This window comes from Stenotrophomonas sp. Marseille-Q5258 (assembly GCF_946900935.1).
Lineage (GTDB): Bacteria > Pseudomonadota > Gammaproteobacteria > Xanthomonadales > Xanthomonadaceae > Stenotrophomonas > Stenotrophomonas nematodicola.
In genome coordinates this window covers 233,008-246,767 of record NZ_CAMPPN010000001.1, presented here as the reverse complement: position 1 = coordinate 246,767, position 13,760 = coordinate 233,008, and the positions used below count along the sequence as shown (strand labels likewise).

The 13,760-nt window shown below is 68.8% G+C and carries 7 protein-coding genes; 4 read left to right on the top strand and 3 right to left on the bottom strand.

What is annotated here, in order from left to right:
* The first annotated feature begins 239 nt into the window (after positions 1-239).
* Complete coding sequence (locus OC534_RS01130; protein WP_262071233.1) at positions 240-3,587, top strand: GH92 family glycosyl hydrolase; 3,348 nt, start codon at positions 240-242, stop codon at positions 3,585-3,587.
* A gap of 2 nt (positions 3,588-3,589) precedes the next feature.
* Positions 3,590-4,294, top strand: a complete 705-nt coding sequence (locus OC534_RS01125; protein WP_262071232.1) for a basic secretory family protein — start codon at positions 3,590-3,592, stop codon at positions 4,292-4,294.
* A 396-nt stretch (positions 4,295-4,690) separates the two neighbouring features.
* On the opposite strand, the gene OC534_RS01120 is transcribed toward OC534_RS01125, so the two are convergent.
* On the bottom strand, positions 4,691-6,982 hold the full coding sequence (locus tag OC534_RS01120) for an NADP-dependent malic enzyme (RefSeq protein ID WP_136002927.1): 2,292 nt from the start codon (positions 6,980-6,982) through the stop codon (positions 4,691-4,693).
* Between the two features lie 255 nt (positions 6,983-7,237).
* The gene (locus OC534_RS01115; RefSeq protein WP_017357310.1) at positions 7,238-8,587 is read right to left on the bottom strand and encodes a dicarboxylate/amino acid:cation symporter; all 1,350 of its coding nucleotides are present in this window, start codon (positions 8,585-8,587) and stop codon (positions 7,238-7,240) included.
* A gap of 257 nt (positions 8,588-8,844) precedes the next feature.
* On the opposite strand from OC534_RS01115, the gene OC534_RS01110 reads away from it, so the two are divergent.
* Positions 8,845-10,014: a porin gene (locus tag OC534_RS01110; protein ID WP_017357311.1), complete on the top strand. Its 1,170-nt coding sequence runs from the start codon at positions 8,845-8,847 to the stop codon at positions 10,012-10,014.
* Positions 10,015-10,073: 59 nt separating this feature from the next.
* A complete protein-coding gene (locus OC534_RS01105; RefSeq protein WP_262071231.1) occupies positions 10,074-12,725 on the top strand; it encodes a PAS-domain containing protein in 2,652 nt (883 codons plus the stop codon).
* Positions 12,726-13,053: 328 nt separating this feature from the next.
* Here the strand turns inward: OC534_RS01105 and OC534_RS01100 are convergent, their stop codons facing one another.
* On the bottom strand, positions 13,054-13,701 hold the full coding sequence (locus OC534_RS01100) for a response regulator transcription factor (RefSeq protein ID WP_017357358.1): 648 nt from the start codon (positions 13,699-13,701) through the stop codon (positions 13,054-13,056).
* Positions 13,702-13,760 lie beyond the last annotated feature (59 nt).

The following is a 13,760-nucleotide window of genomic DNA, read 5'->3' as shown; positions in this document are numbered from 1 at the left end:
CAACCAGGCACCGTTTCCAGCCGAAATCCGGATTTAGATCGAACTAATTTCACTTGTCAGGGTGGGTCCGCCTGTTGCAGCATCGGACCGGTTCCGATCCACCACCCGATCGCATGGCCCGTCCCCCGCCGGACATGCATCGCCTCTTCGGCCGCCCCCGTGGCGGCCGGTGCGATGCTGTCTGCCGTGGTCGCCGATGCGGGCCCTGCCTGCCGCCTGCCCTTTCGGGAGACCCTTGCATGACCCTGTCCGCCCCCCGCCACGCCCTCCTCCCCCTGGCCCTCGCCGTGGCCTGCGCCGCTGCGGCGTTCCCCGCCGCCGGCCAAGGCCTGCAGACCTCGTTCGAAGCCGGGCAGCCGTCGCCGACGGCCACTGCCGCTGCGGGCACGCTGCGGGTTGCGGTGGGCAACGGACCACGCGCGCCGTACGCGGCTAAGGCCGGGGTGGGCTACAGCGGCCTGCGGGCGCTGCACTACACCAGTGCGGGCGGTACCGCACGCACGCGGCTGTTCGCCACCGACCTGACCATCGATGCCGATACCACGCTGTCGTGGCTGGTGCTGCCGGAAATCGTCGCCAAGGACACCGTCGCCTCCACGTATGTGTCGTTGGACCTGGTGCTGGACAATGGTCAACGCGTCTCGGCGAGCGCCGCGCGCGACCAGCATGGCGTGGCGCTGGGCGCCCGCGCGCAGGGCGACTCGAAGACCCTGTATCCGCAGCAGTGGGCGCGCAAGGCGGTCCGGCTGGGCGATGTGGCCGGATTGCGCGGGCGCCGCGTGGTGGCGCTGGAGCTGGAGGTGGCCGCCGCGGACGGCGCGCCGGTGTCGGGCTGGATCGATGACATCGTGCTGGACGCGCAGCCGCGCACAGTGCCGCAGCGACCGTCGGACTGGGTGCTGACCACCCGCGGGACGCAGGCCAACGGCACGTTCTCGCGCGGCAACAATTTCCCGGCCACGGCGGTACCGCACGGCTTCAACTTCTGGACCCCGGTGACCGACGCCGGCGCGTTGAACTGGCTGTACCGCTGGAACGAGCAGAACGATGCGTCCAACCGCCCGCAGTTGCAGGCGCTGGCCCTGAGCCATCAGCCCAGCCCGTGGATGGGCGACCGCCAGACCTTCCAGGTGATGCCCTCCACCGCGCGTGGCGTGCCCGTCGCCGACCGCGCCAAACGGGCGCTGACCTTCTCCCACGACAACGAGCGCGCGCGGCCGTACCGGTACGACGTGCGTTTCGACAACGGCCTGTCCGCTGCGATCGCGCCGACCGACCATGCCGCGCTGTTCCGCTTCGAGTTCCCGGCCGAGGGCGATGCCAACCTGCTGTTCGACAATGTCGACGCGCGTGGCGGTCTGACGCTGGACGCCGCCACCCAGACCCTGTCCGGCTACACCGACACGCGCAGCGGGCTGTCCAACGGTGCCACCCGCATGTATGTGGTGGCCCGCTTCGACCGCCCGTGGCGCAGCAGCGGCCGCATCGAGACCGGGCGCCCCACCGGCTACATCAAGTTCGACGTCGACCACGACCGGCGCGTCACCATGCGCATCGCCACCTCGCTGATCTCGCTGGACCAGGCGCGCCACAATCTTGCGCTGGAGCTGGCCGCCGACGACGACCTGGAGCGGGTGGCCGCGCGCGCGCAGGACGCCTGGGACGCGCGCCTGGCACCCTTCGACATCGGCGATGCCAGCGACGACCAGAAGACCACGCTGTATTCCAGCCTCTATCGTCTGTATCTGTACCCCAACTCGGGGCATGAAAACGCCGGCACCGCCGCCGCGCCGGACTGGCGCTATGCCAGCCAGGCCAGCGCCGCCGACGACAACACCGACGGCAGCGCTCTGCGCAGCTTCGCGCCGGTGCGCGACGGCAAGGTGTACGTCAACAACGGCTTCTGGGACACCTTCCGCACCACCTGGCCGGCGTACGCGCTGTTCACCCCCGACGATGCCGGTGCGCTGGTGCAGGGCTTCCTGGAGCAGTACCGCGCCGGCGGCTGGGTCGCGCGCTGGTCTTCGCCCGGCTATGCCGACCTGATGGTGGGCACCAGTTCGGACGTGGCGTTTGCCGATGCGTGGCTGAAGGGCATCGGTGGCTTCGATCCCGAAGAGGCCTACGCGGCTGCGTTGAAGAACGCCACCGTGGTGCCACCGGACCGCCATGTCGGCCGCAAGGGCATGGACCGCTCCACGTTCCGCGGCTATGCCAGTGCCGACGTGCACGAGGGCATGTCGTGGACGATGGAAGGGGCGCTCAACGACTTCGGCATCGCCAACATGGCCGAGGCACTGTCCCGTCGCGCGGGCAGCGCTGCCGCGCGCGAACGCTACGCCACCGAAGCCGACTACTTCCGCCACCGGGCCGGCACCTACGCCACCCTGTTCGATCCGGCGGCGGGCTTCTTCCAGGGCCGCACCGCCGACGGTGCGTGGCGCGTGGACGCCAAGGACTACGACCCGCGCGTGTGGGGCCACGACTACACCGAATCCAATGGCTGGACCTTCGCCTTCACCGCCGCGCACGACGGCGAGGGCCTGGCCGCGCTGTACGGCGGGCGCGACGGGCTCGCCGCCAAACTGGATGCCTTCTTCGCCACCCCCGAAACCGCCGACCCGGCCTTCGCCGGCTCCTACGGCGGGACCATCCACGAAATGACCGAGGCGCGCGATGTGCGCATGGGCATGTACGCGCACAGCAACCAGCCGGCGCACCACATTCCGTGGATGTACCTGTACGCCGGACAGCCGTGGAAAACCCAGAAGCACGTGCGCGAGATCCTGTCGCGGCTGTACGTGGGCAGCGAGATCGGCCAGGGCTACCCGGGCGACGAGGACAACGGTGAAACCTCGGCGTGGTACGTGCTGGCCTCGCTGGGTCTGTACCCGCTGCGCATGGGCGCGCCGGAGTACGTGATCGGTTCGCCCCTGTTCCGCTACGCCAAGGTGACGCTGCAGGGCGGCGCGGTGCTGACCGTGAACGCGCCGGAGAATTCGCGCGACAACGTGTACGTGCAGTCACTGAAGATCAACGGTCGGCCGTGGACGAAGACCTGGGTGCCGCACGAGGTGATCGCCAAGGGGGCCACCCTCGACTTCGTGATGGGCCCGGCGCCGTCGACATGGGGAACCGGCCCGGACGACGCGCCGCGCTCGCTCACCGCGCGTGGCCAGCGCCCTGCCCTGCTGCATGACCTGCTGGGCGCCGGCGCACAGGCGCAGACCGCCGATGGCGCGGCATTGCCGGCCCTGATCGATGACGATGCCGCCACCACCGTGCCGGTGGGCACCGGGACGATCGTGCTCACCGGGCTGGCCGATGGCGCTGCCACGATGTACACGCTGACCAGCGGCACCGGCCCGATCCGCGGCGGCGCATGGACGCTGGAAGCGCGTCGCAGCGGCGGCCGCTGGACCACGCTGGACGAGCGACGCGGCGAAGCCTTCGACTGGGCGCAGCAGACCCGGCCGTTCGCCATCGGCAGACCCGGCCGCTACGCCGAGTACCGCCTGCGCATCGCCGCGCCGGGACGGATGCAGCTGGCCGAGGTCGAGCTTCTGGCACCGATGGGGGAGCACTGAGCATGGGCATGACCGGTTTTCTGAAGCACGCGGCCGGCACGACCCTGCTGCTGGGGGCGCTGGGGGCGTTCGATGCGACCGCGTTCGACGCCACCGAGCACCGGGAGGGTGTGACCCTGACCTACAGCGATCCATCAGATGCGCTGGCCGCCCCGGTGCGGTCACGCATCATCGAGACGTTCTTCGCGGCCTACGTGCGCGAACGGGCCGACTTCCATCCCGGCGCACCGGCGCAGGTGCGCATCGTGATCGATCCGGGCTACGACGGCATCGCGTACGTTGGCGAGAGGGAAAAGGCGGCCACCATCACCATCAACCCGGCCTGGCTGGCCAAACACCCCGACGACATCGACCTGGTCACGCATGAGGCGATGCACATCGTGCAGGGCTATCCGGAGTACGCCAACGAACGCGTGCCGGGCTGGCTGGTGGAGGGCATCGCCGACTACGCGCGCGACCGCTATGGCAGCGACAATGCCGCCGCTGGCTGGGCGCTGCCGACGACGGTGAAGGATGGGCAGAACGTCGAGACCGGCTACCGGGTGACCGGCGCGTTTCTGAAGTGGGGCGAGGCGCGACACCCGGGCCTGGTGAAGGCCCTGGACGGCGCATTGCGCGACGGGCGGTATACACCGGCCCTGTGGGAGCAGCAGACCGGCCTGGCGTTGCCTGCGCTGTGGGCGCAGTACGCCCGGATCGACAGATGAGGCCGGGATGGCATCGCCCACCGCCGGTCGACGGGGCGCATCCGCGCGCCAGGGTATCGGTGGCAGTGCGGAGGGCCGCCGACCAACGGCCGGCCCTGCCAGGTCAGCGTGCGCCGACCAGGCCGGCGTACAGCGCGAACAGCTGTTTGAAGTACCGCTTGGTTTCTCGATGACGCATGACACCGCTCCGCAGGCTGGCCAATGATGATCTGGTCGGGCCCAGGGTGGGGGCGGCCGCGTGGACCGTCCCCACGGCCGGGCCGCGTGGGGGTATTGGGCCCTTGGGAGGTTGCAGGCGGGTGACGCCTGTGCGGCGCGCGTATGGCAGAGGCACTGCGCGAAACCAGAACGCGCCCCGAAGGGCGCGCGCTGGCAAACGGTCGTGGGAAGAACGCCTTACGCGTTCTTCTCCGCCTCCAGCTGCTTGCGGATCTGCGCATCCACGGCCGCGATGGCGGTCATGTTGAGCACGCGGCGCGAGGTCGCGCTGGTGGTCAGGATGTGCACCGGCTTGGCCACGCCCATCAGGATCGGGCCGATCGCCACGCCATCGGTGAACACGCGCACCAGGTTGTAGGCGATGTTGGCCGCCTCCAGGTTGGGCAGCACGAACAGGTTGGCACGGCCCTTCAGCGTGCTGTCCGGCAGCAGCTTGTGGCGCAGCGCCTCGTCCCACGCGGTATCGCCCTGCATTTCGCCATCCACGTTCAGGCGCGGATTGCGCTTGAGCAGCAGCGAACGCACGGTGCGCATCTTCAGCGCATCCCTGGAATCGTGGCTGCCGAAGTTGGAGTGCGACAGCAGCGCCACCTTCGGTTCGATCCCGAACAGCTTCATGCGGTAGGCCGCCTGCAGGGTCGCTTCGCAGATCTGCTCGGCGGTCGGATCCTCCTGCACGTGGGTGTCCACGAAGAAGAACACGCCCTGCTGGTTGATCACACCGGTCATGGCCGAGGTCGAGGTCACCTTCGACTCCAGCGGCAGCACGCTGCGCACATAGCCCAGCTTCTTGTGGAAGCGGCCGACCACGCCGGTCAGCATCGCGTCGGCTTCGCCGCGCGCGACCATCACCGCCGCGATCAGCGTCGGGCGCGACCGCATCAGGTTCTTGGCGGCCGCCACGGTCACACCGCGACGGCCGGTGAGGTTGTGGTAGTACTGCCAGTAATCGTTGAAGCGCGGGTCGTCGTTGATGTTGGTGATGTCAAAGTCGACACCGGCCTTCATGCGCAGGCCCATGCGCTCGATGCGCGATTCGATCACGTCGGGGCGGCCGATCAGGATCGGCTGCGCCAGGCCTTCGTCGACCACGTTCTGCACCGCACGCAGCACCACTTCCTCTTCGCCCTCGGCATACACCACGCGCTGCTTGTCCGAACGCGCGCGGTCGTACACCGGCTTCATCATCAGGCTGGTGCGGTAGACGAACTGGGCCAGCTTCTCGCGGTAGGCGCCCATGTCGGCCACCGGACGGGTCGCCACGCCCGAATCCATCGCGGCCTGTGCCACGGCGGCCGACAGCTCGACCAGCAGGCGGCGGTCGAACGGGCGCGGAATCAGGTAGTCGCGGCCGAAACTCGGGGTCTCATCGCCATAGGCCGACCCCAGGTCGCTGGCCTCGCGGCGTGCCATCGCGGCGATCGCGTGCACGCAGGCGATCTTCATGTCTTCGTTGATCGCGGTGGCGCCCACGTCCAGCGCCCCGCGGAACAGGTACGGGAAGCACAGCACGTTGTTGATCTGGTTCGGGTAGTCCGAACGACCGGTGCCGATGATCGCGTCCGGGCGTACCGAACGGGCCACTTCCGGCATGATTTCCGGGGTCGGGTTGGCCAGCGCGAAGATCACCGGGTCCTTGGCCATCGTCCTGACCATGTCCGCGGTCAGGATGCCCGGGGCCGAAAGGCCCAGGAAGATGTCCGCACCGTCGACGATCTCGGCCAGCGTGCGCTTGTCGGTATCGCGCGCGTAGCGCGCCTTCTCCGGGTCCAGGTCGCTGCGGCCGGTGTGGATCACGCCGTCGCGGTCGAAGGCGAGGATGTTCTCCTTCTTCAGACCCAGCGACACCAGCATGTTGACGCAGGAAATACCCGCCGCGCCCATGCCGGTGGTGGCCAGCTTCACGTCTTCGATCTTCTTGCCGGTGACGACCATCGCGTTGAGCACTGCGGCGCCGACGATGATCGCGGTGCCGTGCTGGTCGTCATGGAACACCGGGATGTTCATCCGCTCGCGCAGCTTGCGCTCGACGATGAAGCACTCCGGGGCCTTGATGTCTTCCAGGTTGATGCCCCCGAAGGTCGGCTCGAGCGAGGCGATGATGTCAACCAGCTTGTCCGGGTCGTTCTCATCGATCTCGATGTCGAACACATCGATGCCGGCGAACTTCTGGAAGAGCACGCCCTTGCCTTCCATCACCGGCTTGCCGGCCAGCGGGCCGATGTTGCCCAGGCCCAGCACGGCGGTGCCGTTGGAGATCACCGCAACCAGGTTGCCGCGGGCGGTGAGTTCGCTGGCCTGCTGAGGGTCGGCCATGATGGCCTCGCAGGCGTGTGCCACGCCCGGCGAGTACGCCAACGACAGATCACGCTGGGTCAGCATCGGCTTGGTCGCTGCGACGCGGATTTTGCCCGGCGGCGACATGCGGTGGTAATCGAGGGCAGCCTGTTTGAAATCTTCGTTGGACATCGCTTTCTGCAGATGAATGGGCGAGAGGAACAGGGGATCATACCCCCGTTGGCGTGGCCGGACCTGTCGCTACGCTGTCGCGGTCATGCTGCAACCGCACATAATCCAGCGCAGCGCGGCGGCCGTTCGCCGGCGTATGCAGGCCAGCCTGCCGCGCGCAGATGACAGCGCGCATCCGACGTTGGGAACAAAACATGGCCGTGCCGCCCCGGCAGGAACGACACGACCATGCACCACACAATCAGATCACCGGGCTCAGTGGGCCGCGGCCGGCAGCGGCGCCGGCAGGTCGTCCACGACCAGCGGCGGCAGCTCCGACTCGCGGCCATCGAGCACCATCGCCAGACGGTCGCGGTCCAGCGCGTTCTCCCAGCGCGAGACCACCACAGTGGCCACGGCATTGCCGATGAAGTTGGTCAGCGAGCGGCATTCGCTCATGAAACGGTCCACGCCGAGAATCAGCGCCATGCCGGCCACCGGCACCTCCGGCACCACGGCCAGGGTGGCGGCCAGGGTGATGAAGCCGGCGCCGGTGACGCCGGCAGCGCCCTTGGAGCTGAGCATCGCCACCAGCAGCAGGGCGATCTGGTGGCCCAGGGTCAGTTCGGTGTTGGTGGCCTGGGCAATGAACAGCGCGGCCAGGGTCATGTAGATGTTGGTGCCGTCCAGGTTGAACGAGTAGCCGGTCGGGACCACCAGGCCCACCACGGACTTGCTGCAGCCGGCCTTCTCCATCTTCTCCATCAGCGAGGGCAGTGCCGATTCCGACGAAGACGTGCCCAGCACCAGCAGCAGCTCGGCCTTCAGGTAGCGGGCCAGCTTGAACACCGAGAACCCGCACAGGCGGCAGACCACGCCCAGGATCACGGCCACGAACAGGAAGGCGGTCAGGTAGAACGACCCCACCAGCCAGGCCAGGTTGACCAGCGACCCGACCCCGTACTTGCCGATGGTGAAGGCGATCGCGCCAAAGGCGCCGATCGGGGCGGCCTTCATCAGGATATGGACCAGGCGGAACACCGGGGCGGTCAGCGCCTCCAAGAAGGTCAGTACGGGGCGGCCCTTCTCGCCGGTCAGGGCCAGCGCGATGCCGAACAGTACGGCCACGAACAGTACCTGCAGGATGTTGCCCTCGACGAAGGCGCTGACCAGGGTGGACGGAATGATGTCCATCGCGAACCCGACCAGGGTCAGTTCGTGCGACTTCTCCACGTAGGTGTGGACCGCGGTCTGGTCCAGGTCGGCCGGGTTGATGTTCATGCCGGCACCGGGCTGCACCACGTGCGCCACCACCATGCCCACCACCAGCGCCAGGGTGGAGAAGAACAGGAAGTAGGCCATCGACTTGGCGAACACCCGGCCCACGGTGCGCAGGTGGGTCATGCCGGCGATGCCGGTGACGATGGTCAGGAAGATCACCGGGGCGATGATCATCTTGACCAGCTTGATGAAGGCATCGCCGAGCGGCTTGAGCGATTCGGCAAACGCCGGCTCGTAGTGGCCGAGGATGGCACCCAGCACGATCGCCACCACCACCTGGAAGTACAGCTGGCGGTAGAACGGCAACGGCTTGGCCGCGAGCGGCGTGGAAGTGGGAACGTGCATGGGAAGCTCCGGCTGTATCACGAAGGAGGCCGGCCGCAGCGGGCGGCATCGGGCGTGGCCTTTTTACGCCGCCGTCCGCGCCACGCAGATAACCTATTGGTACTAGCCCCCCGGTTCAGCTCCCGCCGCTGCCTACACTGCACCGGCACCGCGCCCCCACGGCGACGGGTGGCCGTACCGGCCGGGGCCCTCCCCCACAGTTTTCCGGTCTGCGGCCGTTGTTGTTCTGCCCCATTCCTTTCAGATTGCCGATGCCCATGCGCCCGACCCCCCTGTTCCTCGCCCTGACCTGCCTGACCGCCGCGCCCGTGGCCGCCACTGCGGCGGACTGGGACAACTGGCCGACCAAAGTGGCCTTCAGCGACGGCACCGAGCTGGCCGCCACCGCGAACATTGCCTACGACCTCAACGACTTCTCCAACGGCAGCGGCATCGAGGATGCCGATGCGGTGCGGCGCAAGGAGTTCGGCGCCACCCTGAAGAAGAAGGGCGTCTACGACGCGATGGTCTATTACGACTTCCAGGCCGATACCTGGCTGGACGTGTTCGTGCGCGTTGAGAGCAAGGCGTTCATCGGCCGCGACATCGGCCGTTTCCGCGTCGGCTACATGAAGACCCCGGTTGGCCTGGATGCGGGCACCTCCTCGCGCGCCGGCAGCTTCCTGGAGACCGCTCTGCCCGTGCAGGCGTTCTACGAAGGCCGCCGCACCGGTGCCGAATGGGTGCTGGAACGCCCGCAGTACCTGCTCCAGGCCGGCGCCTACGGCGGCAAGGACCTGCAGGGCGACAACCCCGGCACCACCCAGGCAGTGCGCGCGGTGTGGACCCCGTTCAAGGCGGCTGGCGACGTGGTCCACCTGGGCCTGGCGTATTCGCAGGAGAACCCGCGCGGCTACCGCGATGGCCGCGACGTGCACCATGCGGCCAGCGCACGCCTGCGCGCGCGCCCGGAAGCCGGCCTGACCGACATCCGCCTGGTCGACTCCGGCGCCCTGACCACCGCCGATCAGATCCGCCGCACCGGCCTGGAAGGCATCTGGATCCGGGGCCCGTTCTCGGTGCAGGGCGAAGCCCTGCAGACCACCGTTACCCGTGAGGGCAAGCCGGACTACACCGGCCACGGCCAGTATGCGATGGCCAGCTGGGTGCTCACCGGTGAATCCCGCCCGTACAGTGCCGGCGCCGTGGCCAACATCAAGCCGGCCCACAATTACGGCGCGGTCGAACTGGTGGCGCGCTACAGCCGCCTGGACCTGGACGACGCCGATGTCTTCGGTGGCCGCCAGCACGACTGGACGCTGGGCGCCAACTGGTACCTCACCAGCCACTTCAAGTTCCAGGCCAACTACGTGAAGGCCGACGCCAGCCGTCGCGGCGTGCGCACCCGGCCGGAGATCGTCGAGCTGCGCGCACAGATGCACTTCTGATCGACCTGCGCAGGGCGGACGTGCACGCCGCGCCCGCCCTGCGACCGTAGACTGCCGCCATGTACTGGCTCGGCCGCCACCGCACCCTGTTGCTGACCCTGCTGCTGATGATCGGCGGCACGTTGCTGTGCGCGGCCGCGGCCGGTCACTACGCCTGGCGGCGTGCGCTGAACGCTGAAAGCGGCCAGGTGCAGCGCCAGCTCGCACTGTACGGCCAGGGCCTGCAGCAGCGCGTCGACCGTTTCGGCACCCTGCCGCAGGTGCTTGCGCTGGACCCGGACCTGCGCCGCGCACTGCTGCAACGCCCGGATGCCGCCGGCGCGCAGCGCCTCAACCTCAAGCTGCAGCAGGCCAACCAGGTCACCCGCGCTTCCACACTGACCCTGGTCGGGCACGACGGCGTGGCCGTGGCCGCCAGCAACTGGGACCAGGCCAGCAGCAACGTGGGCGAGGACTACAGCTACCGCCCCTACTACCGCCAGGCACTGGCCACCGGCCACGGCCGTTTCTACGGCATCGGCATGACCACCGGCGTACCCGGCTACTACCTGTCGCAGGCAATCGAGGACAACGGTCGTCGCATCGGCGTGGTGGTGATCAAGATCGAACTGGCGGCGCTGGAGCAGGAATGGCTGTCCAGCCCCGACGTGGTGCTGGTCAGCGACGAACACGACGTGGTGTTCCTGGCCAACCGCGATGCGTGGCGCTATCGCCTGCTGCGCCCGCTGGGCGCGGCCGAGCGGCGCGAGATGCTCGACAGCCGCCAGTACGCCGACCGCTCGCTGCAGCCACTGCGCGCACGCACCGGCAGCGTGCTGGACGATGGCGGGCGGATGGTGCGCCTGCTCGACCCCGTGCTCCCCGGCGAGATGCTCTGGCAGACCCTGGCGCTGCCGGAAGAACAGTGGAACCTGCACCTGCTGCACGATGCCGGCGCGGCCACCAGCGCCGGGCGCAGTGCCGCCATCGGCGGTGGCGCGGCGTGGCTGGCACTGGGCTTCCTGGTGCTGTTCGTGCAGCAGCGGCGGCGCCTGGCCGCGCATCGCCAGCGCAGCCGGCGCGAGCTGGAGAGCGTGCTCAAGCAGCATGCACAGGAGCTGCGTACCGCGCAGGACGGGGTGCTGCAGGCCGCCCAGCAAGCCGACAGTGGTCTCAGCCGCAGCCTGGCGCACCTGCCGCAGGGCGTGGTGGTGATCGACAACGAACAGAAGCTGGTGGCATGGAATGCGCGCTATCTGGAGCTGTTCCGGTTTCCGTCCGGCCTGATCCAGGTGGGACGGCCGATCGAAGAGATTTTCCGCTTCAACGCACGCCGCGGCCTGCTCGGCCCGGGGCCGATCGAAGAAGCAATCGAGCGTCGCCTCAACCATCTGCGCAGCGGCCGCCCGCACATGCGCGAGAGCGAGAAGGACGACGGCACCGTGCTGGAGATCCGCGGCAATCCGCTGCCCGATGGTGGCTTCGTGACCAGCTATGCGGACATCACCAGCTACAAGAACACCGCGCGCGAGCTGCGCTCGCTCGCCGATGCGCTGGAGCATCGCGTGGCCGAGCGCACCCGCGATCTCGACGAGGCGCGGCGTGAGGCCGAGCGCGCCAACCGCTATAAATCGCGTTTCGTGGCCTCGGCCGTGCACGACCTGCTGCAGCCGCTCAACGCAGCGCGCATGTTCGTCTCGGTGCTGCGCGGCAAGCTGCAGGGCGATCCGCGCGCACTGAGCGAGCATGTCGATGCGGCACTGGCCGCGCAGGACGCCATCCTCAACAGCCTGCTGGACATTTCGCGGCTGGAATCGGGCACGCTGCAGACCCGCGTGCAGCCGTTCGCGCTGTCGCCGCTGCTGGAAACGCTGGCCCGCGAGTTCGGTATCGCCGCCGACGCGCGCGGGCTGCAGCTGCGCTGGGTGGATACACGCGCGGTGGTGGTCAGCGATGAGGCGCTGCTGCGGCGCATCCTGCAGAACTTCCTGTCCAATGCGCTGCGCTATACCCCGCGCGGCCGCGTGCTGCTCGGGTGCCGCAGGGTGGGCGAACAGCTGCGCATCGAGGTGCACGACCAGGGCCCGGGCATTCCGGAGAGCCTGCAGGGCGAGATCTTCGAGGAATTCCGCCGGTTGGATGACGGCGTGGACCAGGAGCGCGGGGCGGGCCTGGGACTGGCCATCGTGGAGCGCATCGGGCGCCTGCTCGGCCATCGCATCGCGCTGCGCTCCACGCTGGGACGCGGCAGCGTGTTCAGTGTGGAGGTACCGCTTGGCGAGGCCAGCGACGTGGCACCGGCGATGTCCGCCGCAGCATCGCCAGCGTCGCCCGACCCCGGCGACGACAGCCCGCTGCGCGGTTGCCGGGTCTGGAGCATCGACGACGACCCGCGCGTCTGCACCGCCACCCGCACGCTGCTGGAGCGATGGGGCTGCCGCGTTGATCTCGCCGACGGCCCGCAGGCTGCGCTGGACGCAGCCACGCCCGACAGCGTGCCGCAGCTGGTGCTGCTGGACGTACGCATGGGCGACTTCGCCGGCCCGGCACTGTACGAAGACCTTGCCGGGCGCTGGAAGAGCCGTCCCCCGGTGATCGTGGTAACCGCCGAGCGCGATGAGGCACTCAGGGCCAGCGCCGCTGACAAGGGCTGGGGGTTCCTCGCCAAGCCGGTCCGCCCGCCAGCGCTGCGCGCATTGATAACGCAGCTGCTGGTGCGCCACCGCGGATAGAACCATTGCTTTTGTAGAGCCGACGTCCAGTCGGCTATCGCGCGAAGCGCGGGGGTTCAAGGGGTCGGAAGCCGGCTCATCGCGCGCGGCGCAGGGTTGTCGGTGGCGGAGCGGAAAGCAGCCGGCCAGAGGCCGGCTCTACGGGTATTGGAGGCCGGCTGCCGCGCGCAACACCGGATGTTCGGGTATCGGACGCCGCCTCTGTAGAGCCGACGTCCAGTCGGCTATCGCGCGCAGCGCGGGGGTTCAAGGGGTCGGAAGCCGGCTCATCGCGCGCGGCGCAGAGTTGTCGGTGGCGTAGCGGAAAGCAGCCGGCCAGAGGCCGGCGCTACAGGTCGGTGGCGCTGCCTTCCGGTTCCAGGGCTTTGACGAGCACGGCCGCCTGGGTGCGGCTGTGGCATTCGAGTTTCTTCAGGATCGCGGTGACGTGCACCTTGACGGTGTTCTCGGCCAGGCCGAGTTCGTAGGCGATCTGCTTGTTGAGCAGGCCGTCGGCCAGGCACAGCAGCACACGGAACTGCTGCGGCGTGAGCTGGGCCAGACGCGCGGCCAGCAGGGCATCGGATTCGGAACGTTCGGCGGCCATTGCCGGGAACCACACACCGCCCTCGAGCACGGCCGACACGGCCTGGCCGACGGTCTCGGCGGGCGCCGACTTGGGAATGAAACCGGCCGCGCCGAACTGCTGCGCACGGCGGATCACCCGCGGGTGGTCATTGGAGGAGACGATCACGACCGGGATGTCCGGGTGCGCACCGCGTACATGCAACAGCGAGGAAAACCCGCGTGCGCCGGGCATGGTGAGGTCCAGCAGCACCAGTTCGATCTCCGGGTGCTGGTCCAGCGCGGCTTCCAGCGTGGCGGCGCTGGCCACTTCGATCACCTGCGCCAGCGGCAGCGCCTGGCGCAGGGAATGAACGACCGCCGCGCGCAGCAGCGGGTGGTCGTCGGCGATCAGGACGGTCAATGCACTCATGCGGTCATTGTAGTGACGTTGGCGGTTCGCGGCGGTGGTCAGCGGCGCATGCCGGCACT